The organism is Desulfovibrio sp. OH1186_COT-070 (genome assembly GCF_003860215.1).
Classification (GTDB): domain Bacteria; phylum Desulfobacterota; class Desulfovibrionia; order Desulfovibrionales; family Desulfovibrionaceae; genus Desulfovibrio.
This window is the reverse complement of sequence record NZ_RQYH01000003.1, coordinates 59,048-80,613: the sequence shown is the minus strand read 5'-3', so window position 1 is coordinate 80,613 and position 21,566 is coordinate 59,048. Positions and strand designations below refer to the sequence as shown.

The 21,566-nt window shown below is 57.1% G+C and carries 21 protein-coding genes, 3 tRNA genes and 1 pseudogene; 6 read left to right on the top strand and 19 right to left on the bottom strand.

All coding sequences use genetic code 11. From position 1 onward, the window contains the following. Positions 1-38: 38 nt before the first annotated feature. The 8 genes from EII23_RS01700 to EII23_RS01665 are packed head-to-tail and all read right to left on the bottom strand — an operon-like array spanning position 39 to position 5,859. The gene (locus EII23_RS01700; RefSeq protein ID WP_124791483.1) at positions 39-2,465 is read right to left on the bottom strand and encodes a conjugal transfer protein TrbE; all 2,427 of its coding nucleotides are present in this window, start codon (positions 2,463-2,465) and stop codon (positions 39-41) included. After that, complete coding sequence (gene trbD, locus EII23_RS01695; protein WP_124791481.1) at positions 2,459-2,755, bottom strand: conjugal transfer protein TrbD; 297 nt, start codon at positions 2,753-2,755, stop codon at positions 2,459-2,461. The genes EII23_RS01700 and trbD overlap by 7 nt, the downstream gene beginning before the upstream one ends. Continuing rightward, positions 2,752-3,099 (bottom strand): TrbC/VirB2 family protein, encoded by a 348-nt coding sequence (locus EII23_RS01690; RefSeq protein ID WP_124791479.1) that lies wholly within the window; start codon positions 3,097-3,099, stop codon positions 2,752-2,754. Before EII23_RS01690 ends, trbD begins: the two co-directional genes overlap by 4 nt. Then, positions 3,068-3,283 carry a Com family DNA-binding transcriptional regulator gene (locus EII23_RS01685; RefSeq protein ID WP_124791477.1) on the bottom strand — a complete coding sequence of 72 codons (216 nt, stop codon included), beginning with the start codon at positions 3,281-3,283 and terminating at the stop codon, positions 3,068-3,070. The genes EII23_RS01690 and EII23_RS01685 overlap by 32 nt, the downstream gene beginning before the upstream one ends. Further along, positions 3,280-4,266: a P-type conjugative transfer ATPase TrbB gene (trbB, locus tag EII23_RS01680; RefSeq protein WP_311768146.1), complete on the bottom strand. Its 987-nt coding sequence runs from the start codon at positions 4,264-4,266 to the stop codon at positions 3,280-3,282. Before trbB ends, EII23_RS01685 begins: the two co-directional genes overlap by 4 nt. Then, positions 4,266-4,730 carry a hypothetical protein gene (locus EII23_RS01675; protein WP_124791473.1) on the bottom strand — a complete coding sequence of 155 codons (465 nt, stop codon included), beginning with the start codon at positions 4,728-4,730 and terminating at the stop codon, positions 4,266-4,268. Before EII23_RS01675 ends, trbB begins: the two co-directional genes overlap by 1 nt. Before the next feature lie 9 nt (positions 4,731-4,739). Then, positions 4,740-5,468: a conjugal transfer protein TraL gene (locus tag EII23_RS01670; protein WP_124791471.1), complete on the bottom strand. Its 729-nt coding sequence runs from the start codon at positions 5,466-5,468 to the stop codon at positions 4,740-4,742. A gap of 19 nt (positions 5,469-5,487) precedes the next feature. After that, positions 5,488-5,859: a TraK family protein gene (locus EII23_RS01665; protein ID WP_124791470.1), complete on the bottom strand. Its 372-nt coding sequence runs from the start codon at positions 5,857-5,859 to the stop codon at positions 5,488-5,490. A 317-nt stretch (positions 5,860-6,176) separates the two neighbouring features. Between EII23_RS01665 and EII23_RS01660 the strand changes: the two genes are divergently transcribed. The 3 genes from EII23_RS01660 to EII23_RS01650 all read left to right on the top strand — a co-directional run bounded on the left by EII23_RS01660 (position 6,177) and on the right by EII23_RS01650 (position 8,170). Next, entirely contained in the window at positions 6,177-6,482 is a 306-nt protein-coding gene (locus EII23_RS01660; RefSeq protein WP_124791468.1) for an immunity protein, read from the top strand. Positions 6,483-6,500: 18 nt separating this feature from the next. Next, positions 6,501-6,725 (top strand): hypothetical protein, encoded by a 225-nt coding sequence (locus tag EII23_RS01655; RefSeq protein ID WP_124791466.1) that lies wholly within the window; start codon positions 6,501-6,503, stop codon positions 6,723-6,725. Between the two features lie 251 nt (positions 6,726-6,976). Continuing rightward, positions 6,977-8,170, top strand: a complete 1,194-nt coding sequence (locus EII23_RS01650; RefSeq protein ID WP_124791464.1) for a site-specific integrase — start codon at positions 6,977-6,979, stop codon at positions 8,168-8,170. A gap of 15 nt (positions 8,171-8,185) precedes the next feature. Here the strand turns inward: EII23_RS01650 and EII23_RS01645 are convergent. From EII23_RS01645 to EII23_RS01635, 3 genes are all read right to left on the bottom strand, one after another. After that, positions 8,186-8,262 (bottom strand) — tRNA-Glu (locus EII23_RS01645). Positions 8,263-8,271: 9 nt separating this feature from the next. Then, a tRNA-Gln gene (locus EII23_RS01640) sits at positions 8,272-8,346 on the bottom strand. 348 nt (positions 8,347-8,694) lie between these two features. After that, positions 8,695-8,770: transfer RNA gene (locus EII23_RS01635), tRNA-Val, on the bottom strand. A 151-nt stretch (positions 8,771-8,921) separates the two neighbouring features. Between EII23_RS01635 and EII23_RS01630 the strand changes: the two genes are divergently transcribed. The 3 genes from EII23_RS01630 (at position 8,922) to EII23_RS01620 (ending at position 12,536) form a co-directional block, all read left to right on the top strand. Beyond that, positions 8,922-9,812: a transglutaminase-like cysteine peptidase gene (locus EII23_RS01630; RefSeq protein WP_124791462.1), complete on the top strand. Its 891-nt coding sequence runs from the start codon at positions 8,922-8,924 to the stop codon at positions 9,810-9,812. A gap of 10 nt (positions 9,813-9,822) precedes the next feature. Then, positions 9,823-11,916, top strand: coding sequence for an HD domain-containing phosphohydrolase (locus EII23_RS01625; RefSeq protein ID WP_124791460.1), 2,094 nt, complete (start codon positions 9,823-9,825; stop codon positions 11,914-11,916). 197 nt (positions 11,917-12,113) lie between these two features. Beyond that, the gene (locus tag EII23_RS01620) at positions 12,114-12,536 is read left to right on the top strand and encodes a hypothetical protein (RefSeq protein ID WP_124791458.1); all 423 of its coding nucleotides are present in this window, start codon (positions 12,114-12,116) and stop codon (positions 12,534-12,536) included. 381 nt (positions 12,537-12,917) lie between these two features. On the opposite strand, the pseudogene EII23_RS01615 reads toward EII23_RS01620, so the two are convergent. The 8 genes and pseudogenes from EII23_RS01615 to EII23_RS01580 form a co-directional block, all read right to left on the bottom strand. Then, positions 12,918-13,062: pseudogene (locus EII23_RS01615) on the bottom strand (integrase core domain-containing protein); the annotation flags it as partial. 93 nt (positions 13,063-13,155) lie between these two features. Next, the gene (locus EII23_RS01610; RefSeq protein ID WP_260424554.1) at positions 13,156-14,136 is read right to left on the bottom strand and encodes a plasmid pRiA4b ORF-3 family protein; all 981 of its coding nucleotides are present in this window, start codon (positions 14,134-14,136) and stop codon (positions 13,156-13,158) included. Positions 14,137-14,303: 167 nt separating this feature from the next. Then, positions 14,304-14,759 (bottom strand): hypothetical protein, encoded by a 456-nt coding sequence (locus tag EII23_RS01605; RefSeq protein WP_124791454.1) that lies wholly within the window; start codon positions 14,757-14,759, stop codon positions 14,304-14,306. A gap of 35 nt (positions 14,760-14,794) precedes the next feature. After that, positions 14,795-15,697 carry an NAD(P)-dependent oxidoreductase gene (locus EII23_RS01600; protein ID WP_124791452.1) on the bottom strand — a complete coding sequence of 301 codons (903 nt, stop codon included), beginning with the start codon at positions 15,695-15,697 and terminating at the stop codon, positions 14,795-14,797. Between the two features lie 128 nt (positions 15,698-15,825). Next, positions 15,826-17,532, bottom strand: a complete 1,707-nt coding sequence (locus EII23_RS01595) for a formylglycine-generating enzyme family protein (RefSeq protein WP_260424548.1) — start codon at positions 17,530-17,532, stop codon at positions 15,826-15,828. Further along, positions 17,522-18,778 carry an ABC transporter permease gene (locus tag EII23_RS01590; RefSeq protein WP_260424547.1) on the bottom strand — a complete coding sequence of 419 codons (1,257 nt, stop codon included), beginning with the start codon at positions 18,776-18,778 and terminating at the stop codon, positions 17,522-17,524. The genes EII23_RS01595 and EII23_RS01590 overlap by 11 nt, the downstream gene beginning before the upstream one ends. Before the next feature lie 6 nt (positions 18,779-18,784). Beyond that, complete coding sequence (locus EII23_RS01585; protein ID WP_124791450.1) at positions 18,785-19,573, bottom strand: ABC transporter ATP-binding protein; 789 nt, start codon at positions 19,571-19,573, stop codon at positions 18,785-18,787. Between the two features lie 7 nt (positions 19,574-19,580). After that, positions 19,581-21,563: a vWA domain-containing protein gene (locus EII23_RS01580; RefSeq protein WP_124791448.1), complete on the bottom strand. Its 1,983-nt coding sequence runs from the start codon at positions 21,561-21,563 to the stop codon at positions 19,581-19,583. Positions 21,564-21,566 lie beyond the last annotated feature (3 nt).

Below are 21,566 nucleotides of genomic sequence, written 5' to 3'. Positions count from 1 at the left end.
TAGAAAGGCCGGGGGAACGGATTCCCCCGGCGTTGTGGTTATGCCGCGCCGCGCTCCCGCAGCCATTCAGATTGCCAGCCGTTGACGCCGTATTCCGCCTCAAGCTCCTGAATACGGGCAATGCTTTCCTTGTCAGAGGAACCGACAAAGGCCAGCGTCTTGGGGCCAAGGGCAAGCTGCACTTGCCGTCTGCCGAGGGGAGAAACAACGTAGTAATCGCGCTTCGGCGTGGCGCGGGCGATAATGTTGATTTGGGTTTCATTCAGGCCCATGCCCACATAGAGTTCGCGTTGCGCCTCTTGTGTGGCCGTGATGTTGGGCAGGAATATTTTTGTCGGGCAGGATTCGGCCAGAACGTCAAGGATGCCGGAGTTTTTAGCATCAGAAAGGCTTTGCGTGGCAAGGATTACCGCGCAATTCGCCTTACGCATGACTTTCAGCCATTCCCTGATCTTGGCCCTGAATACCGGGTGGCCGAGCATGATCCACGCTTCATCCAGCACAAGGATGGTCGGCGTCCCGTCCAGTGACGTTTCAATACGGTGGAAAAGGTAGGTCAGAACCGGAATCAGGTTTTTGTCGCCCAGGTTCATCAGGTCTTCAATTTCAAAGACCATCATGGGTGAAAGCGTCAGATCGTCCGTATCCGCATCCAGCAGCCGCCCCATTGCTCCTTGCGCGGTGTAGTGCTGGATAGCGTCTTTAATCTGATTATCCTGAACGATGTGGTAGAAACTGGTCAGGGAGCGCAGATTTTCCGGCTGTGCCGACAAGTCCAGCATTGCCGCGTGAATGGCGTTGCGGTGTGACGGCATGACCGTGATTTGCTGCAACTCCATGAGGGAAGCTATCCATTCTTCCGCCCAGGCCCGTTCCGCTTCGGAATCAATGCGCTGGAGCGGGGCGAAAGAAAGCTGGTCAGAATTGCCGATGTTATAATGCGTTCCGCCGGAGCCGAGGCAGAGCGGAAACATGCTCATGCCCTTGTCAAAGGCGTAAATGCGGGAGTTTTCATAGCATCGGAATTGCGCGGCCAGCGTTGCCAGCAACGTGGATTTACCCGCGCCAGTCGGCCCGAAAATCAATGTGTGGCCGAGATCGCCCACATGGATATTGAACCAGAACGGCGTGGATTTATCCGTGGTCAGCACGGCCAGGGGCCGGGAGTTCGGCGGATAGAACGGGCAGGGGCATACGGGTGAACCCGTCCAGACCGAAGCCAGGGGAAGCAAATCAGCCAAATTCAGCGTATTGACCATAGGCCGCCGCAGATTGGCGTATCCGTTGCCCGGATGCGTACCGAGCCAGGCTTCCAGTGCGTTGATGTTTTCAATCCGGCAGCCGAAACCAAGCGTCTGGATATTCCGGCGCAGTTCCCGCGCCCAATCCTGCAACTGCTCCTGATTTTCGTGCATCAGAACGATGCAGGAAGTCAGATAGCCAGCGCCGACATACCCGCCCTGAACTTCGGTCAGGGCGGTTTCCGCGTCTTCGGCCATGAGCAGCGCGTCACGGTTGGCGCGGGCGTTGGGGTTATTAAAGAACTGATCAAGGAAGCGGTACACCTGTTGCCGCCAGCCCTTACGATAGGAGTCTATTTCCTTTGTGGCATCGTATTGATCCAGGCAGATGAACCGCGTGGAGAAACGATACTCCAGAGGGAGAGATTCCAAATCCGCGAACATGGCCGGGAAGGATTCTTGCGGCAGTCCGTCAATGGAAATCAGCGCAAGGTGTTTCCCGCCAAGCCGGGGGATTACTCCCCCGACCAGATCATTGCTGGCAAGAAGGTGATCCAGATACATAGGTTTTTCCGGCACTCGCAGCGGGTGCAAATCGCCGGAAACACAATGCTGGATATGGGTTAAAAGGTCAGATTGCGTATAGGTTTCACCATCATCGGAATATGCCTCATATTCCGAAAGCCGTTGCATATGCAGAACCGAAGACAAGGCATCTTCCAGTTCTTCCAGGGTGTTTTGAAACTGCCCCAAGGCTTTTTCCAGTACGGGGCTTGTCGCTGTTCCCGCCTGTACCTTCCCCGCCGTCCGTGCAGATAATTGGGCCGCTCCAAAGTTCGGCTTGTAGGTGACTGAAAAGACAGTGCTGGTACTGAAACAACGGTTTCCGCTGAAATAGGCCCGGCGTTCATCGTCAATGAGCTGCGTCACAGGATCGGGGAAATGGCCTTTCTCCTGCGCGGGGTAAGCCCGGTGACTGCTACGGATGGAATCTATATGGAGCATCCAGCCCGTACCGAGCAGCCGGATCGCGTTATTGAACTGCGCGGACACAAAGGCCAGTTCGTCAGGCGTGGAACTGGCGGTATCTTGCCCCCGGATTTCCCAGGCAGCCAGAAACGAACCGTCTTTGTTGAGAATGACGCCCGGCGCGACCAGCGCGGCATAGGGGAGCAAATCCGGTAGGCCTTTGGCCCTGGAACGGTAGTCGGTAAGTTTCAGCATTTGAAACCCCCTACAGGCCGCCAGCGGCTTGCCTTGGCCGGGTAAAACTCCTGTTGTTTGATATGCCGCAGCCAGACCCGGCTCATAATCGGATCAGCCTTTGCCATGCGCCGGAGCGCGAACACCGCCGCAATCCAGAAGCCGACTGCGGACGTGACGGAAACAGCCGTCAGGCCGCCCACGCCCACCAGCAGCGCGACCAGGGCGCTGGTCATAACCAGCTCCCTTTCCGCGCCAAGGATATGGGCATGGCGGTGCAAAGATTGATGAATGGGCAGCGGACGGCTCATATAACCGCCCCGGAGAAGGAAAACACGCTGTTGACGATGGATGCGGCAAAGGCAATGAAGCTGATGCCGAAGACTACCGAGAGCAGCAACTTGAAGCCCCCGGAAATGTCGTCCTTATTCATTATGAATATGACGCCGCAGAGGGCCATAGCGACAATGGAAATCCATTTACCAGCCGGGCCAGTGATGGTGTTCACCACCCGTTCCAGGGGGCTGGAAAATTCCGTGATGCCGCCCGATGCGGCGGCAATGTCGGGGAAGCAAAGGCAGAGAGCCAGAAAGCCGAAAACGGCAAGGCGGGAGAAAGAGGCTTTACGAGAGGGAAGGAAGTTGGTTACGCGCATAACGATCTCCGTGGAGGCCGTCATGCGGCGCGGCGTTGGGGCTTATAGCCCGCAGGACGATTCTGCTTTTGCAGCGAGGGCAAACGAGCTCGATTTCTCCAGCTTCTATGCGGCCCTTTGCCAGAAGTTTGTTGCACTTCCCGCAGCGAAGGTTGCCGGGATCGTGCGCCTGTTCAGTGTTCATGCGCCTTGTTCCGCCTTTACGTTGTAAAGATATTCCGTTTTGTAGGTGTCTGTTTTGGGGTCAAAGCCGTCCACGCGCAGGATGTTCGATATTTGCCGCCGATTGTCAGGTGTCTTTTCCATGAACACCACCAGATCAACCGCCCGGCCTATCAATTTCTGCTTGGGGCCAAGGCCAGCTTCCTCTACCAGTTCTTCCAGGCGGGGTAAGGCTTCTTCCGCGCTGTCCGCGTGAAATGTACCTATCCCGCCCGGATGCCCCGTGTTCCACAGTTTCAGGAGTTCCAGGGCGGCGGCGTCCCGCACTTCGCCTATCAGAATACGCTTTGGGGCGTAGCGCATACTGACCTTCGCCAGCTTCCGCATATCAACGTCAGCAATGACCGATGTACGGAAAAACACGGCGTTGGGGCTTTTGGATTGGAGTTCCGCCGTATCCTCTATGATAATCAGGCGGTGTGACGGCGTGAGCGTGGAAACAGCGTCAATGACCGCATTAACAAAGGTGGTTTTTCCGCTGGAGGTTCCCCCCACGACCACGATATTCCAGCGCCGCAGCACGGCGTCATGGATAATATCGATCACCCGCGCCGTGATGGAGCCGGAAGCCAAGTATTCTTGGAGGGTAAATACCCGGCTGGCTTTTTTACGGAGCGAGAACGAAGGGCCGGGGCCGACAATCGGCGGGAACGTCCCTTCAAATCGTGAACCATCCAGCGGAAATTCTCCTTCCACTATGGGGTTGCGTTCATTGACCGTCAGATTCAGGCCGCTTGCCACCTGGGATAGTATCAATCTGCCTTTGGCTGGCTCAATGGTGCTGATACATTCATGGTCTTGCCCATATTTCTCAATCCACAGCGTACCGTCAGGATTGAGCATAATTTCTATGACTTCCGGGTTTTCCAGCGCGTCAATAAAGACAGGCCCGCAGGAATGGCGCAGCCCGGCCAGCAGCCGGGGATCGTCACAGGCCCGGAGCATCAGTGAACCGCCTTCAATATAAAGACAGCCACATTCAAAAGCGCCGACATGCCAACAATGACGGCGGCGAGGTAGACATTGCTCCTGAATGTTTTCAAAGTGGCTGAGTGATCGTCAAAGACTTTGCGAATACCTTCAACCGAAGCAGAGGAAAGGCTTGCGGAAAGCTGATTTACCGCCGCCTGTACGCCGGAAACATATTCGTCCGTTTTTTCGGCCATGAGCCGGGTCAACCCCTTTTCATGCCGTGCCTGGAGCCTATCCACTTCCGTCAGATAGGCGTTGAGGATTGTGGCGATCATCAGCGTGGCATCGTCTTTCGGCAGCATTACATCATGGGCTTTGGAAACCACGGAACGGATTTGCTCGAGCGTGAGGCCCACGCCCGGCGCATTGCCCAATTCCGTTTCAAGAGGGGTGGGCGGTTCCTCTTTTTGCACGGCAGGGGGATTTTCTTGCGACATGGTTTCCCCCTACACCAGAGCCGCGCTGGTCACGGCTTCCACCAGTTCGTTCCGATAGCGTTGCAAACGGGAGCGCACCACTATGGACTGGCTGGATTCGATAGCGTTTTTGAAACTCAAACGCTTGGCGAACATGGTTTCCAGGTCTTTGCCGATGGTGGCCTTGTTGCCTTGAGGAATGGTGATAACAGCGTGGAATTGATTTTGAAATTCTTGGTACACCTTAAATTCTTCAAATGACATTCCATCCATGACGATTTCCCCGAAGTAGGGATTCAGCCAGACCACAATGGGCGTTTCGGGGAAACCGAGAGCCAGGGAGCGCAGACCGAGAACTGTATCAGCAATGGCTTGCCCACCCGTGATCACCGAATGAAAAAAGACGAAATGCCCGGATTCTTCCAGAATCCCGATGATGTCGTTTTCCTTGATATAGCTGTTGAGGGCGAGGAAGGAGGAAGCGCCATTATCCACAATAACGTGGGTTTCCGGGCCTTGTTCCATGATCGCGTCGATCAGCGTGTCAAACTGCCGGGGATCAATGTCGCCGTTTTTTAGAATATCAAGACATTTTACTTCCTTAAATTCTTGGAATCCGGTCAACGTAGCGTTTACCGGATCAGTATCAAATGCTGTGACTTTTTTACCGAGAAGGCCCAACACCTGATACAGAATTGACGCAATCATGGATTTGCCCACGCCGCCCTTGCCTTGCTGAATGAAATGCACTGTTGCCATTGTCTCGTCTCCTGTGCGGTTAAATACCGTCTGATATTTTCATCCCTTTGGGATTGGGGAACGGTTCTTTGTCTGATTTGATGATTCGGGGGCCAGAGCGGGGAGCTTGCTGCGCAAGCGGTTGCGGATTTGCCGCTGGCGGTGGATGGCTTACCGCTTTTTCGAGAACAGGAGCGGCATTGAGTTGCGGGGCAACGGGGAGAGAAGATTGTGCTGCCCTCACTGTGAGCTTACAGAAGGTGACGTAAGCCATTGTGAGGCGTTTTTCTTCAAAGAGCCTTTCATAAATGATGCGCTTGCTGAATCCTTGCGCCAGCATGGATTCAATTTTTTCCAAACATCCAAGAAATTCCACTTTTGCCATGTTGTGACGCAGCGGCTTACCGGACATGACTTGCTCCGGTATTCTGCTGAATTTCTTGTAGTTTCACGATAATGAGATTGGAAATTCGCGGCGGAAGTTCTTCTCCATGACGAATTTTTCTACGAATATTCCTGTATTGTCTATCGGAATATCCGAGGAAAAAAGCGACCTTTTCATGCGATCCAATAATACTAACAAGTGAATTTATTGCGTCATACATAGTTTTTTACCATTCCTTGGTGATAAGGATTTATCGTAAAATAACTACGAACATTCCTATAGACAAGGAAAGATTTTCCGGGTAGGGAAATTTTTAGAGAAAGTTGTAGCCGATTGGAGGGAGCATGGCCGGAGAAAATTATTCGCAACGCCTGGAACGGAAATTTGTTGATATTGTCGCCATGCGTATGGAAGAGGACAACCTCAAGAAAGGCCAGTTTGCCGTGAAGGTATGGCCGGAATTGTCCGGCAATGCGGCGGCGACCAAATGGGCGCAGATTCGCAGCAAGACATACCACACAGGCAAGCCGCAGAGCGTCACGATTGCCGATGCCAGCCGCATGGCTTTAGCCTTGGGGGATGATCTCGGTTATCTTTTGTCGGTTGCAAAAAGGGAACTGGATAAAGAAATTAGAAAAGGCATCAGATAATCATTACGGAGGGTTCGTATGGAACGGCACGAGGATGCTTTGCGGGAATATGAGGAAAAGGCGCGGGAGTTGCTTGATTTGACGATGGATCTTTGCGAAAGCCGTGTCGCCAAGGCTCCGAGCCGGGCGACAGCGCCACGTGAAGCGTTGACGGCGGCGGCAATGTCCGTGCAGGAATCGGTAAATACCTTTTTGGCGGTTAATCGCCTTAAAGACAAATATGGCACTCCAGAGACAGAGTGATTTTTTTTACCCCATTGTATAGGAATTTCCTAAGAAAAAAGGCATAAGATTGCCACAAAAATAGAAGTTTTGGCCTATGGGACTCAAAGAATTACAACAGGAATATGGCGCACCTATGACGGTTTCGCAAGTTGCGGAGCTTTTAGGGGTTGACCGCCGAACAATTACGAAATATCCTGAATTGTACGGTGGCGTGTGGGTTGCACCAGGACGCCTACGGTTCTTTGAAAATCGCATAAGGGAAATACTGGATGCCAACACGATACCCAACAAAGGCGGGTGTGCAATGGCGGGCGGTGGTAAAAATCGACAGGAAAGTCGTAGCCACAAAACTGTTCCCCAACGGATTGGAAGGGAAGCGGGACGCCGCCAAGTGGGAAAGGGAAACAAGAGAACAAATGCTGGCGGAACAGACGATAGTGACCCCTACGGTTACGCCGACTGTTACGGAATGGGCGAATAGGTATAGCGCCTACACCGAGCAGCAGTTTACCAAGCAGACTTTCAAGGAGAAAGTGCGCGTGTTCAAAATGTTTATCTCCCACACAAAAGTCACCCAACTGGAGGCAATTACGCCGGATATGGTTATGAGGTACTTGCAGAAGCAGAACGACACCCGTTCCGGCTTTTCCGCCAATAAGGATCGGAAGAATCTTGCGGCTGCATGGGAATGGGGAAGGCGCTACATGGACGGCTTTCCGACAACGCCGAATCCTTTCCTTTCGATTCCACGCTTCAAGGAGCAGCGGAAACCCCGCTATGTTCCGAGCGAGGAAGACTTTTGGAAGGTGGTGGCCGTTGCGGAGGCCCAGGATAAAGCCATGTTGCTGGCTTTCTTCTACTTGGGCGCAAGGCGAAGCGAAATCTTCCGCCTGGAGTGGGAAGATATTGACTTCAAACGGAACCGGGTACGTCTTGGAACGTGCAAAACCAGCGACAGATCAATGCGCCACGATTGGGTGCCGCTTGCGACTCCCTTGCGGGAAGCGTTGCTGTACTGGCTGGAAGTGCGGCCCTACAAGACGGCTTGGGTGTTCACATGTCTTGATGATTCGCCAAGCCCCTGGCACAACCCCGGAGAACCTTACCGGGCCAGAGGGCATTTCATGGACACGATATGCAAACGAGCCAAGGTGAAACCGTTTGGCTTTCACGCCATTCGGCACCTTCACGCCAGCATACTGTTCAACGAAGGCACGGAACTCAGCGTAGTGCAGCGCCAGCTCAGGCATACGAATCCGAACACCACGGCCCGCTATCTGCGGAGCCTTGGCTACGAAGCGGAGCATGAGCAAAAGGTGCTGGCGGTAATGGAAGGAAGAGGCCCCGCGAAGGTGCTCAACTTTGCGGACAAAAAAAATGGCTCTCCCGATTTGCAGATCAGGAGAGCCGGTACACAGTCCCGGTACACAGAACCGGGTAATTTAAAGGCTACTGGAGCGTAACCTATGGGAATCATTTGGCGTCCCCAAGGGGATTTGAACCCCTGTCGACGGCGTGAAAGGCCGTTGTCCTGGGCCGACTAGACGATGGGGACGCATGGGGCTGGCTGGGCTGCAAGGACTCGAACCTTGATTAGCGGAGCCAGAATCCGCCGTCCTGCCAATTGAACGACAGCCCACTGCGAAAAAGATGAATACAAAACCGTGCGGAAGCTGTCAACAGAAAAATGGCATTTTTCTGTTGAACCTTTGCCGTCCTTCCTGCCTTCTGGTTTGTTCTGGCTTTGGGCATGGCTGCATAACAGGATTTTTCAGCGTTCGATGATGTCCTTGGGACTGGCCTGCCCCCAAAAAAGGCGGGGAAAAGTGAAGGCAAAGGCAGGTTTGGCAGATCAGTCGCGAATGCATTTTCCCCCAAGCCGCCTTGTTGGACGGGGCAAATCCCGCCATGCGAAGTTTTCCCCGTCAGGCTGAAGCCGGATGCGGCAAGGTCTTTCGGCCCTGCTGCATCCGGCTTTTTGCAAATATGGTGGGCAGTACAGGACTTGAACCTGTGGTCCCCGCCTTGTAAGGGCGGTGCTCAACCAACTGAGCTAACTGCCCAAAGTTTATCAAGCATATACCTGCCCGGGCTGGTTGGCAAGTTCATTGGAACGGGACGGTAGATTTTTCCGGTTTCCGATGGTGCGCTGAAAGGGCTGGACGTCCCGGCCCGTAGCGAATATCCTGTATCGAAGACTTGGACAAAACCACTATGCGCAGACCTTTCCGAAAGCCCATACTCGCTATTTTTGCCGTTTGCATCATTATTGCATGCATTGCGGGCAGCTTTGCCGTGGCTGCGGAGCACGATACGGGCCGCCAGCCCGGCGCAAGTGGCTCGCCAGAAGTTTCCGAACGGCCAACGATGACGGAAGAAACTGCTCCCGCCGTGCCCAAAACCTTCGACAAGCAGGCAGAGGCAGCGTCGGGCACAGCGGCAGGCACCGTCGTAGACGCGGTGGCGGCCACGCGCGAAGGCCCGCAGGGGGACGATGCAGCCGCCCCGGCGGAGGATGCTGCGGGTGAGCAGAAAAGCTCTGCGCCCAAGGTCAAGCTTTTCGGCACGGTGGAGTTCAAGCGGCCCCTTTCTTCTTTGCCCGGCTGGATTGACCTGCTGCAACGAAACAAGGCCAATCATATTTTTTCCCTTGACCAGGTTTTCAAAAAAAATGTCACATGGAAAATTTTTCAGGACGGCAGCAAGGGGAAAAAATCGCTGGAACTTTTGCGGCATGTCAATGCGTTCTGGAATACCTGGCCGTACAAGACGGACATCGTCAACTGGGGAAAAGAAGATTACTGGGCCATTCCGATGGAGTTTCTGAAAAAGTCCGGCGATTGCGAAGATTATGCGATTGTCAAATATTTCAGCCTCAAGGAACTGGGAGTGCCGGCAGAAGACATGCGCATCGTGGTCGTGCGCGATACCGTCCGGAATCTGGCCCATGCGGTTTTGGTCGTCTATCTTGATGACAATGCCTATGTGCTGGACAATGTGAGTAGTGCGGTTCTGCCCCATTCTCGCGTCCGGCAGTACAGTCCCCAGTATTCGATCAATGAGCGCTCCCGCTGGGCCCACATCAAGGGGCGCACACTCAATTAGGATCTGGCTTATGACTACGCAAGAAATGGGTTCGCAACAAATTCTGGCACGCTACCGTCTGAAAAAAACAGTCGTGGCTGTCGTGTGCCTTGCGCTGCTTCTGGTAGCATCTTCCATTGCCTATGTTTTGTGCCATCTGCAACTGAAAAGCACCACCCATGAGGTGTTGAGCGTGCAGAGCGATGTGCAGCGGGCTTGGATTGAAAAATCCCTGGAGGGTATCCGCACGTGGCGATCCGGCCTTGTGGAGCAGGCCAGGTTTGTCAGTTCGGCGGAAATGTTCCGCCTGTTTGCCGTGGATGTGAGCGCCCTTGATCCGGACGAGCAGAAAAAGCTTTTTTTGCCTGCAACGGCCGAGAGTGACAGTGCCTTGTCCGGCCTTGCCGAACAGATGCGCTACATGCAGGATTTGCTGAAAGAATTTGCGCAAAGCCGCCACTGGGTTTCTGCGCGCATTCTTTCAACCGAAACCGCACCGCTGATCGTGCAGGAGCAGGAACCGGCCCTGAGTGCGGATCAGGCCCTGCTGGCGCGCAGCGCTCTGGAGAAGAAAAATACTGTTTTCGGCCCCATACGCGCTGTGGGAGCAGAATTGGTCATGGACATGGCAGATCCCATGTATGAGGCCTTGGGGCGGGGAGAAAACAGGCCGGTGGCGGTTCTTTTCGCCACAGTGCCCGTTGCGCGGAGCCTGACCGAGTTTCTTGCGGTCAGCCCGGAGCATGGGAATGACCTGTTCCCGTGCATTTTGCAGCGCACGTCCGGGGGCGGCGAGATGGTGGCCTTGCGTGACGGCAGCCCTGTCCTTTCCCGCCTTGCATCCGCTCCCGCCGAAGGCAATTTCGCTTTTCAGCGCAGGCAGGCTTTTTGTGCCACAGGCGAGGTCTATTCGCTCGGAAACCAGTTGTCCAATCCCGACTGGCAGATTGTTCTCGAAGTTCCCGCTCCCCTTATCGACAGCGCGCTTGCCGGGCAGGCGCGGCAAATCTACGGGCTCGGCATCCTGGGCAGCCTGGGTATTTCCCTGTTGCTGGCCTTTATCTGGGCATCGCTTGTCAGCCGTTCCCACAAGGCGACAGCCAGCCATTTCCAGCGCCTGTATACAGTGATCCGGCAGCAAAAGCTCATGCTGGACAGCGTCAACGCTTCCCTGCAAACAGGTCTGCTGCTGGTGGACAAGCAGGGGCTTGTAAAAATGGTGAATCCCGCCTTTACCCAGATTGTCGGGCAGAGCGAAGATGCTCTGGATTCCGTTGCGCTTGCCGATGTTCTGCCGGGGGATGCGTCCACCGGCCTGTTGCAGTGCATAGAGCAGGTGAGCGTCAGCGGCAAGGAAGGCTGCGCAGAGGTATCTTTGCCCCATGGGGACTCTACCCTGCTTTTCCGCGTGACGCTGTATCCCTTTACAGAGCAGGAAGGGGGGTTTTCTTCCAATTTTGGCGGCTGCGTCGCCATTTTCCAGGATATCACCGAGTTCCGCCGCCGGGCAGAAGAAGCGCGCAAGCGGCAGGCAAACATCACAGCCGCTCTGGTGCGGGCCATCGAAAGCGTGGACGTTCACTTTATCGGGCATTCGCAGAAAATGGAGCAGTTGGTGGATGCTCTGGCGGAAAGCATGCGCCTGTCCGCTGCCGACAAGGAAACCCTGCGACTGGCGGCACGCCTGTCCCAGATCGGAAAAATCTTTGTGCCGCACCATCTTTTGACCAAAAAGGACAAACTGACGGCCGAAGAACAGCAAGAGGTGCGGCGCGCCCCGGAATACGCATACCGCACCCTGCGCGACCTGCAACTCGGCCTGCCTGTTCCCGAAGCCATTTACCAGATGGGCGAACGCCTGGACGGCAGCGGGCAGCCGCGCCAGTTGTCGGGGGACGCCATCAATATGCACGCCCGTATTCTTGCGGTCGTCAATGCCTTTTGCTCGCTGGTCAGCCCCAGATCGTACCGTTCGGGCATGAGTCCGGAAAAGGCTTTGTCCGTGCTTGAACTGGACAAGGGCTTTGACCCGTCGGTGGTGGCGCAGCTTGCAGCCCTGCCCCCGGATGTCCTGCAGAAGGCAGTGGCTGAAGGCGCGGAAAATTCTGCCGCTTCTCCGTCATGAGGCAGCCGCGCTGCACGGTGGTGGGTGAGAAATCGTTTTGAAAGGCACAGCCCCGGAGGAAAGTGAAGCTCCGGGGCAGGCCGCGTTCGGAAAAAAGTCTAGACTTTTTTGGGAAAATTTGCTCAACTTCGCGTAGCGGTTGCCGAAACCGGCGTCAGACAATGCGCCGCAGATGCCGACAACAACCAGGGGGAAGCATGCCGCAGGTTGCAGCGCGCATCAATACCGAGCAGGAACGCTGGCTCAAAGACTACTTCCGGACCAAGAGCGCCGGGGCAGAATTCATTCTTCCCTGGGCTGTGGACACGTTTTTTCGGGCGATCTCCAGCATCAAGGCCGCGTTCACCGCTGCGGAACTGAAAACCGTTGTGGAGGCGCACAAGGATATGAAGCTCATGCCCGACCACACGCGCCTTTCGTATCTTTTACTGCGCATTGCGGATGCCTGTGATGTGAACAATGTGCACCTGCGCCACGGTGCGAGCCGGTCCAGCCTTGAGTCCAAACTGAAGAGCCTTGACGATACCCAGGCAACAGCCCTCATGGTCTGGGCATCAGCCTATTGGGTGAGCCGCAACTGCTCCGCAGAAAGCCTGGACGAGTACATCAGGGCATATTGATTGTGCAAAGACGGGTAGCCACGAGGCTTCCGCGCCTCTCCGTCCAGGGTGTCTACGGGTAGTCCGGTTCAGGGGCTACGTCCTCAACGGCGCTGCAGCGCGGGCATGGCAGAAGATGGACGAAGTCATTTCTGCGCCTTCGAGTTTGTCGCCGACCCGCAGAAATCTGCGGCCGTAGGCCAACGATTCTGACCTCCACCGCAAACAACACCATTGCGAAGCGCTTTTGCTGCGGCGTAGAAGATACGGGAAACAACGAATTTTCTTTTGCCGTCACAGACGCCTGACGCTTTGATCTTTGTCCCCGGCAAGAGAGTCCCCGGCGAAAACAGCGATTGTCCCTGTAATCTCCCCATTTGTGGTAGGCTTCGAAAGTAGAGCTTATGCCGCCCGTTTCAGTTTCATGGCCGGGGTGATGCCGCCGATGCCCATGTTGGGCCGTTCATTATTATAGGTCCAGAGCCAAGCTGTGGCAAACGCCTGTATCCAATGACTCAAAGAGATATTGATTCAGCCAGTCATACCGCTAAAATCTCCCGCTTCATGGGTATGGGGGAAATTCTACTTTCAAAGGCTACCATTTTCTGGAGGGGATTACAGAGCCTGCTTACAGGCCTTTTTATCTTTTTTTCGACGCCTTCTTTTTGTTTTCCTTTGGGGCTTCTTCTTTTTTCTTTGGGGAAGTTGGGGCGTTCGGCGAAAACGGAATCACCACACCTCCCTGTTTTTTGCGCAGCTGTTCGCGCAAATCGACGATGAGCCCGTCCAGAACCTTCAGCCATACATTCGGGCCATCGTTCGTGTACTCGGGGAGGCAAAACCGCGGATCCAGAGGGAAAGTATCAACGGCATCCCGGATTTCGCGGCTTTTCTTTTCCATGGTTGCCGGTGATACGCCAAAGTGCTGCGCAATGTCGCGCAGTTTCATATGCGGCTTGGAATCCGGAGCGTGCAGAAAATTGATCATGCCCGCTGCGTGCACCACGCCTGCTGCCCAGCTTTGCGCCTTGCCGCGTTCCAGCGGAAGCCATGTGCAATACGCCGCGTCAAGCAACTCTTCACAAATATCAATGTAGTTTTCCGTAAGGTGAGACTTGCAGAAGTTCTCCACAAGAGAAAAAATCTCGTCTTGTCGCTGCTCTGCCAGTGCAGCGGCAGCTCCTTCTATTTTCCGGACAATCTCTGGAAAAAGAAAATCTCTATCGTCCGATACGGAGCCGTTATCTTCCCAGTCAGCATACTGTGGAGGACTTTCACCTCTCCTTTCCACAATGCGGGGATAGCGGCCTTTACCCTTTACCGGGGGATTTATCTCCAGCAGGCGCACTTCATGCCACCAGTCGTCACCGAAATCAAACCAGTAGAAAAAGAGGTTTCCCGGTTTCAGGTTCAATGCGGCAATGGTAGTCGCCTTTGCGCTTTTTTCTTCCGGATACGCATCATCCAGGGCAAGACCATACCGGAGGGCTTTCCTGTCCATGGGCTTCTTGCCGCCGATCTGGAATTCGTACATGTGGTCGTCTTCACGGTCAAAAGCCCGAAATATGGTCATATGCAGCGCGTCCAGAGTCTGGGAGCCGCGAATGTCTATGACGCGCATTGGCGGTACGGGATTTCTTTTCCTATGGGACGGAGCAATGGGCCCGCTGAGCAGTTGCACGGCAAAACGGAAAATCGTTTTTTCAGCCGCTGTGTCATGGGGCGTTTCGGCTTTGACCCGCATACGGACTCCTTTGCTGAAAGTGCGAAAATTGGAGGTTGCCGCTCTCATCCCGCCAGCCATGCTGTCAGCGCCAGAGAAATTGCCCAGTTGCCCAGCCGCCATGCCCAGCGTGCCCCCGGATCCTGCCCTCTGCCGAAAAGGCGCAGGGCATGGAGCACTCCGGCGATGGAGCCCACGGTATGGAAGAAAAGAAAGCCGATACCCGCCAGCAATCCGAACTTTGTCAGGCAGACCAGAAAAAGCGCAAAGGTGACAAAGAAGGGCAGGCAGCCGCTCGTCTGAAACGATAATCCTGCGTGCGGGCCAAAATGTCGTGTACGGAATGCGCCTTCGTGACCGTGGCCCGCTCCGGCCGATGCCTGAGACGAAAAACGTTGCCGCTCCCCACTGTGCGTATCCGGCTCCAGAATTTCCGGCTCCACAGCCTTGCTGTTGCCCGGCGAAGCTTGCTGCCCGCCGTTTTGGAAGAGGTGGGCAGGAACATCAGGGGGAGCACTCATCAGAAAATCCTTCCTGTGCTTGCCTGCAACCGCGCTCAGCCGCGGCTGTGCCATTCCTTGTTGGACATTTCCGCCAGGCATTGGAGCAGAGCGTGTGTTCCCTTGCTCCCGTATCCCTTGGCCTGGCTGATGCGGTACAGTTCGTCCGCCAGCTCCGTGCAGGGCAGCACAAGGTTCATGCGGCGGCATTCCTCCAGGCACAAACCCAGATCCTTGACAAAATGGTCAATAAAAAATCCTGGGGAAAAATCCCCCTTGAGGGTACGCTTGCCCAGCGTGTTCATGGCCACGCTGCCCCCGGCCCCCACGGCCACCAGTTCCATCCACTGGGCAACGTCGAGCTTGGCCTCCTGAGCGAAGAGAAAGGATTCGCACACGCCAAGCGTGACGCCCGCAACAGCCAGTTGGTTCGCCAGCTTGGCCTTTTGCCCGAATCCGGCTTCACCGCAGTGCAGGACTCTTGTCCCCATTTTCTCCAGGCAGGGCAAAATGCGGGCATAGGCCGCCTTGTCTCCGCCCACAAAAATGGACAGGCTGGCCTGGCGCGCGCCCACATCCCCCCCGGTGACCGGCGCATCAAGAGCAAAGCATCCTTTTGCCTGCGCCGCGAGAGCAATTTTTTCCGCAAGGGCGGGGCTGGACGTGCTCATGTCGCACAAAATGCCTCCCGGCGCCAAGCCTTCCAGCACGCCGTTTTCTCCCAGATGCACTTTTTCCACATCGCGCGGGTAGCTCACAATGGAGAAGACCGCGTCAGAAGCCTGAGCCACGGCGCGCGGCGTGTCTGCCCACTGTGCGCCTTTGGCCAGCAGCGGCTCGGCCTTGCTTTTGGTGCGGGTATGTATGGTGAGCGGCCAGCCCGCCTCAAGAAGGTGCCCCGCCATGGACAGCCCCATGACGCCGATGCCGATCCAGCCGATACGCAAAGCGTCTGCCATTATGGACTCCTTTTGTTGTTGTCTGGCGCGCATGGCGCCAGGATGAAGGGCCGGAGCCCGCACGGGCAAAACGGCCTGTGCGCTGCAAGGGCCGGGCAAAAAATTTTCCGGAGAAAAGATGCCGCACCTTACTGGAAACGGCGCTCAACGATCTCGCTTTTCATGGCCAGACGCGACAGTGGCCTGTTTTTGCGCAAAAAATCCACATGGCGCTGGAACAGGGCAAGATGGCGGGCCATATTCTGGGCAAAATCGTCCTTTCCACGAAAATCCTTGCTCACCATGTCGCGGGCATCGGCAAAGGCCTGCGGGCTCAGTTGCGCGCCTTCTTCCACCTTGCTGCGGTAAAAGGTCAGTGCCTGCTCAATGTTGGCGTCAAAGGTGTCGACTCCTTTGCGGGCAGTATTCATGATCTGGCGCAGCTTTTCAAGGTCTGCGCCCCGGGCTGTGGCCTGTTCTTTTTCTATATCCGCGATTTTCAGTTGGAGGCTTTTGCGCCGTATGTTGTGGTTGCGTATGATCTCCACCATATAGGCGCTGGTGCGCAACAGGGACTGCGCCTCCACCTGCTTCTGGCGTTCTTGTATGATATTGTTTTCCTTGATGGTATTGCGCAGTTCCAGCAGGTTTTTGCGCACATTGGCGTCAGGCGCGGCTGCCAGAAGACGGTCAAGCTCTTCCAGCGGATTGCGGGCAATGTGGCCGGACTGGGGGAGGGGGGCCATTTCTTCTCCGGCCTTGTTCCACGCCGCCCTCAGGTCTTGCGGGCGGTTTCCTCCGGGGGTGTTGATGCCGGAAATGACAGGCCGAAAACCCAGATCGCGGGCATGGGCCGGGCCGTCGGTCAGGAAGAAAGGGGTTTCTTCCCGCCGCCCCGGCAGAATTTCCGCCTCTCCGGACAAAAAGGAGCCGCCCTTGCGCACAAAACCGCCCGCTGAACCGTGCAGGCGTCCGCCCAGAGAAAAGCGAAACGTGTCCAGCACCATTTCTGCGGCATTGCCCGCCGTGTCGTGAAGCCCGATGGGGTTGGGCTTGCGCGAGCCGATGGCGGCCAGAGATTCGGCGCGCGTCTGCCCTTCCGGGCGGTATACGGCATAATCTGCCTTGCTGGCAGCGGGAGGAAGCGGAAAAAAATCCTCCTGCGACAGTTGCTGGCTGCTGGCCGCATGGGCGCCGCGGGCGGCGTATTCCCATTCCGTTTCTGTGGGCAGGCGGAGAAAACCCACATTCTTGGCGTCTCCCGCAAAGCGCGGCAGGGCGGCGGGAGCGTTTTGCAGGAGCCAGGCCGTGTAGCGGCGGGTAAACTCCACGGCGTCATACCAAGTCATGTCTGTTGCGGGGAGCGCTGCTGCACTGTCAACAGTGTCGGCAGGGGGGCACATGTTGTCCATGACCGCCGCCCATTGCAGGCGCGAGACTTCGTATCTGGCAATGCCGTAAAAATGGTTGTGCCCTGCGGGCGCGAGCTTGCGCCATGCGGGGGGCAGGTCTTCCAGGGTAAAAGCGCCGGAAAGGGTGGCCGCATATCTGCGGTCATAAAACGCCCTGTCATGGTTGGCGCTGTCGTCAATGCCCGGCCGCATGGGCATGTCCCACAGCAGGCCCCGCGCGGGCACGGCAACGAGCCTGAAGATCATGGAAAGCCCGCAGGGCATGGGCAGCACAATGTCGGCAGGATCGGGCCTGGGGTTGCAGGCTGCGGTCACGCTGGTTTCGTTTTTGCGCGCCAGAGCGGCCCACGACGGCGGGCTTGTCAGCACAAGCAGGCCGCACAGCGCCATACCGGCGAACAGCGCCGCCAGACCGTGTGTTTTCCGGCCCGAATCAGTATTCACGGATGACCTCCGAAGGTTCGATGCGGGCGGCGCGCAGCGCCGGGCCGATGGCCGCCAGCAGGGAAAGCAGGAGAACAGCGGCAAGAGCCAGCAGAAAATGCTCCGGCAACAGGCGGCAGATGTGCTCTGCATCTGCCAGATCGGGGCGGAACATGCGGTTGATGACTGCGGCCGCTGCCGTGTAGACGCCGCCGGACAGCAGGAATCCGGCAAGGGATGTGAGCGCCGTTTGCGCGAGGGGAAAAAGCATGAGCGAGCCGGTGGTGAAGCCGTTGAGCCGCAGGAGGCCGAGTATGCGCTCCTTGCGTTTGATCCCTGCCAGAACGCTGCTGGCGGTGGATGCCAGAAAGCCCGCTGCCGTGGCTGCACAGATGAGCGCGAAAATCAGGTCAAGGGTGCGGGAAAGGCTGGTGACCTGCTCGATTTCTTCCGCGCGGGTATAGACCTCAATATTCTGCGCGGCAAAGGCCGCGCGCAGGGCAACCACAGCTTCCAGACTGCGGGCATGGAGTCTGAATCCGGGATATGTGCGTTCTTCGCGCGGCAGAGGATCTCCCGACCAACCGTTGTGCTCTCCCAGTTCGGGCACACCGCGCCCGTCGCGATAGTCTTCTGTTGCCTGCACAAGCGGCAGGGGCGCGTAGATAACGTCTTTTTGTTGCGCTGCCAAGGGCAGAATGCCCGCAACATGCAGAGATACCCGGGCTGTTTCCGCAGCGCCCCTGTAGCGGCGTTCTACCCTGCCCCAAAGCCGGTCGTTCGGGGCAAGCCCCAGTTTTTCCGCTATTGTCGCGGAAATGGTGATGCCGATGCTCTCTGCGGCGAGATTGGACGGCATGGGAGAAAACGCTGCCGCGTACCGGGCCAGCAGGGGGTCGCCGGGCCCGCTGGGCTCAAGAGACGCCACAAGCTCCCGGCGGCTGTCGCCGCTTGCGCCGCGCAGGGTCATGGTGGCGGAAATACTGCGGGTGCGCGGCACAACAAAGATCACATCCGGATGCGCCTGCAACCGCGCAAGATAGTCTGCCGTGAACTTGCCGCTGCTCACCGGAGTGATTTCCAGATTGCGCGGATCCTGCAGAAGGCGCTCTGTCAGTGTTTGCACCAGACCGTATTTGACGCCGTACAGGATCAGCAGGGGAGAGAGCGCCGCCACCAGCCCCAGCACCGCGCATGCGGAAAGCAGGCGTTCGTGCAGATAGTCCCGACAGGCGACTCCCAGAATGGTGCGAACATTTTTTGCCACAACGTTTCAGCCTTGTTCCTGTGAGTCCCGCACGACAGCGGCAGCCCCCTGCGGGCCGCGCACCACAGAAAAAGAAAGCGGAGAAAAACCCGCGTCTTCGGCCTGTTCCCGATTGTGCGTGACCATGACCACAGTGCAGGCAAAATCGCGGGCAAGGTCGGCAAAAAGGCGCAGCACCTCCGCAGCATGGCAGGGATCCAGAGCGGCTGTCGGCTCATCAGCCAGAATCACGGAAGGGCCGTGCGCCAGGGCTGCGGCAATGGCCACGCGCTGGCGTTCCCCGACGGAAAGCGTTGCGGGGTAGTGGCGCAGCACGTGGGATATGCCCAGTCTTGCAACAGCGTCGTGCACGGCATCGCGCTGTCTGTCCGCAATGCCCAGACTCCGGCAGCGCAGAAAAATATTGTCGTCAGCCGAAAGAAAGGGGAGCAGACCCCCTGTCTGGAGAACATAACCCAGATGGCGCTGCCGCAGGCGCGCAAGCAGGTCGCTGTTGCCCGCGCGCCAGGCGGCCAGCACGTCCACTACGGGGCTTTTGGCAGGGCGGAACAGGAAACGCCCTGTGTCCGCCTTGGGGGACGGCGCAGGGGGAGGAGGCTGCGGCGTCGGCCCCGCGTCCGGGGCGAGAATGCAGGCCAGCAGGTCGAGGGCTGTGCTCTTGCCGCATCCGCTCGGCCCCACAAGGGCAAGAAGGCTGCCGCGGGCAATGTCCAGCCGGGCAATGTGCAGGCAAAAGCCGTCCTGTCCCGGGCGGGTTTTCCCTATGCCGCGCAGTGAGAAGACCAGATCGTCCATGAGCGCTTCAGGGCAGCATGTTCAGGGGCACCCGGTATACCCAGTCGCCCGAATCCGCCTGGCCGAAACTTTCCCAGTTGGCGCGGTCACGGTCATATTCCTCATAGCGGGCCAGCCGCGACTTCAGGCGGTTGATGACGGCCGTCTGCTCCCCCACGCTCATGCGGTACCAGTCTTCCTCGCGCAGGAGCATGATGTCGCTTTTGTACGGCAGCCCTTCCAGAAATTCCGAAAGAACGCCCAATTCCGCAAGGCTTTTGCCCTGGGTGGGCATGTTCGGATCCCGCGCCATCCGGGTTGAGGCAGACAGCACCCCCTGAAAAAAGTCGCGCGAATCCGTTTTTTTGGTGCGTTCGGCATTGTCAATGACAGCCCCAAGCTGGCGGCTCAGATCGCTCAACTGGTTCTTGGTCAGCAGCACGGCCACCTCAACGCTGGGGCTGTGCTCGTCCATTGCCAGACGTTTCAGGTCCATGTCCGCAATCCAGGAGTTGACAACGGCAGGCGCCCTGTTCTGCCGTGTTTTGCCGAGGTATTCCAGTTGCATGGCATAGCCCAGGGCGGCGGCCAGCCGGGCGGCTTCCTCCTCCGGTGTCAGGCCTTGGGGCTTGTCGTTTGCTGGCCGGGTCATGATTTTTCCTTCGGCCGTGTTTTTGACCATATCCACCATTCCGGCGGCCAGGGTGCGCGCCACCGCAGCAAAGCGCGCCGCTCCGGCGGCCGGGGTGGGGGCCGGTATCTGCTGGTAGTTGGCCCGGTTTCCGGAAAGCCTGCTTAAGGAGCGGTAGTTCTGCTCGGCATAGGCGTGGTTTTTGCTCCCGGCAGGGCTTTTGACGTGCACGGCAGTGATCCAGATGCCCTTCTGGCGCGCAAGGTCGTTGAGTTCCCCCGCTTCGAGGCTCAGGGAGGCAAATTTGTCTGTGGAGCGGAGCGGCCCCGCATCGGTGATGAGCAGGATCAGGCGCGAGGAATAGTCCTCCCAACTGAGAGACTCCACAGCCCGGTACACGCCGGCCAGGGAATCCTCATTGAAATCGTGGCTGGAAACGCTGGCCTCCCGGACCTTGGCAAGCTTGTCTTCCAGGCTTTTGCGGTTGGCCGCCGTGGTAAAATCGCTCACGACTTCCGTGGTGTATTCCAGGCCGGGGACGGCTTTGGTGCTGCTGCGGAAGGCGACAACGCCAAAACCCACATTGTCCGCCATGTTGTCGTGCAGGATTTTGTCATAAATCTGCCGGACAACATTAAGACTCTGTTCGATATAGGGTTTCATGGAAATGCTGGTGTCAATGACCAGCGCAATGGCGGTCTTGGGTGGCCCCTGATTGGTTTTTTGCCCACCCTGGGGCAGAGTGCCCGGATCAATGGAGGCCACACGCAAAAATTTCACGCGGTCAAAGGGATCCTGCATTTCCAGAATGGGCATGAGGTAGAAGCGAGTTTCGGAAACAGCACCCGTGGCATCGGCCGGTTCGCTGGCGGTGACGGGCCAGTTTTCCGGCGCGGCTTCCGTGCCCTGCATGATCCTGTCTGCCTGGGCTTCCAGCCGGTCAATGCGCCGCACCATGTCCGTGGCGGAGCACAATTCGTCCAGCGTTTTGCTGTCCTGAAAAAAAAGCACGGGAGAGCGTCCGGCGCGCGGGGTGAAAAGCAGGGTGAGGGACTGGTTCCAGTCAGTGGCCTGGGACGCTTTCAGCCAGCCTTCGGGCCGGTCGGGGGAAGCTCCCACCTGAAGCCAGCCGTCCTTTCGCTCATAGACATAGAGCACCGTGAAAGGCGTCAGTTTTTTGCGGATTTTTTCTGCCGTGTCCGAAGGGGCGGCCATGAGGTCGCTGGCAGGGTGGGACACCACTCGCTGAAAGAGGGTTTTCTTTCCGGGCAGCAGCAGAGGGGCGGATGCGGCCGTGGCAGCAAGGGCAACCTCTGCAAGCGCGGTCAGACACAACAGAAGGGCCAGCAGGGCGGCCTTGCGGCAAAAAAGGGTGCGCATGCG

Excerpts from the sequence above, each read along its gene's own strand:
- EII23_RS01700 (WP_124791483.1), bottom strand. The coding sequence starts at position 2,465 with ATGCTGAAACTTACCGACTACCGTTCCAGGGCCAAAGGCCTACCGGAT.
- trbD (WP_124791481.1), bottom strand. The coding sequence starts at position 2,755 with ATGAGCCGTCCGCTGCCCATTCATCAATCTTTGCACCGCCATGCCCAT.
- EII23_RS01690 (WP_124791479.1), bottom strand. The coding sequence starts at position 3,099 with ATGCGCGTAACCAACTTCCTTCCCTCTCGTAAAGCCTCTTTCTCCCGC.
- EII23_RS01685 (WP_124791477.1), bottom strand. The coding sequence starts at position 3,283 with ATGAACACTGAACAGGCGCACGATCCCGGCAACCTTCGCTGCGGGAAG.
- trbB (WP_311768146.1), bottom strand. The coding sequence starts at position 4,266 with ATGCTCCGGGCCTGTGACGATCCCCGGCTGCTGGCCGGGCTGCGCCAT.
- EII23_RS01675 (WP_124791473.1), bottom strand. The coding sequence starts at position 4,730 with ATGTCGCAAGAAAATCCCCCTGCCGTGCAAAAAGAGGAACCGCCCACC.
- EII23_RS01670 (WP_124791471.1), bottom strand. The coding sequence starts at position 5,468 with ATGGCAACAGTGCATTTCATTCAGCAAGGCAAGGGCGGCGTGGGCAAA.
- EII23_RS01665 (WP_124791470.1), bottom strand. The coding sequence starts at position 5,859 with ATGTCCGGTAAGCCGCTGCGTCACAACATGGCAAAAGTGGAATTTCTT.
- EII23_RS01660 (WP_124791468.1), top strand. The coding sequence starts at position 6,177 with ATGGCCGGAGAAAATTATTCGCAACGCCTGGAACGGAAATTTGTTGAT.
- EII23_RS01655 (WP_124791466.1), top strand. The coding sequence starts at position 6,501 with ATGGAACGGCACGAGGATGCTTTGCGGGAATATGAGGAAAAGGCGCGG.
- EII23_RS01650 (WP_124791464.1), top strand. The coding sequence starts at position 6,977 with ATGCCAACACGATACCCAACAAAGGCGGGTGTGCAATGGCGGGCGGTG.
- EII23_RS01630 (WP_124791462.1), top strand. The coding sequence starts at position 8,922 with ATGCGCAGACCTTTCCGAAAGCCCATACTCGCTATTTTTGCCGTTTGC.
- EII23_RS01625 (WP_124791460.1), top strand. The coding sequence starts at position 9,823 with ATGACTACGCAAGAAATGGGTTCGCAACAAATTCTGGCACGCTACCGT.
- EII23_RS01620 (WP_124791458.1), top strand. The coding sequence starts at position 12,114 with ATGCCGCAGGTTGCAGCGCGCATCAATACCGAGCAGGAACGCTGGCTC.
- EII23_RS01610 (WP_260424554.1), bottom strand. The coding sequence starts at position 14,136 with ATGCGCGTCATAGACATTCGCGGCTCCCAGACTCTGGACGCGCTGCAT.
- EII23_RS01605 (WP_124791454.1), bottom strand. The coding sequence starts at position 14,759 with ATGAGTGCTCCCCCTGATGTTCCTGCCCACCTCTTCCAAAACGGCGGG.
- EII23_RS01600 (WP_124791452.1), bottom strand. The coding sequence starts at position 15,697 with ATGGCAGACGCTTTGCGTATCGGCTGGATCGGCATCGGCGTCATGGGG.
- EII23_RS01585 (WP_124791450.1), bottom strand. The coding sequence starts at position 19,573 with ATGGACGATCTGGTCTTCTCACTGCGCGGCATAGGGAAAACCCGCCCG.
- EII23_RS01580 (WP_124791448.1), bottom strand. The coding sequence starts at position 21,563 with ATGCGCACCCTTTTTTGCCGCAAGGCCGCCCTGCTGGCCCTTCTGTTG.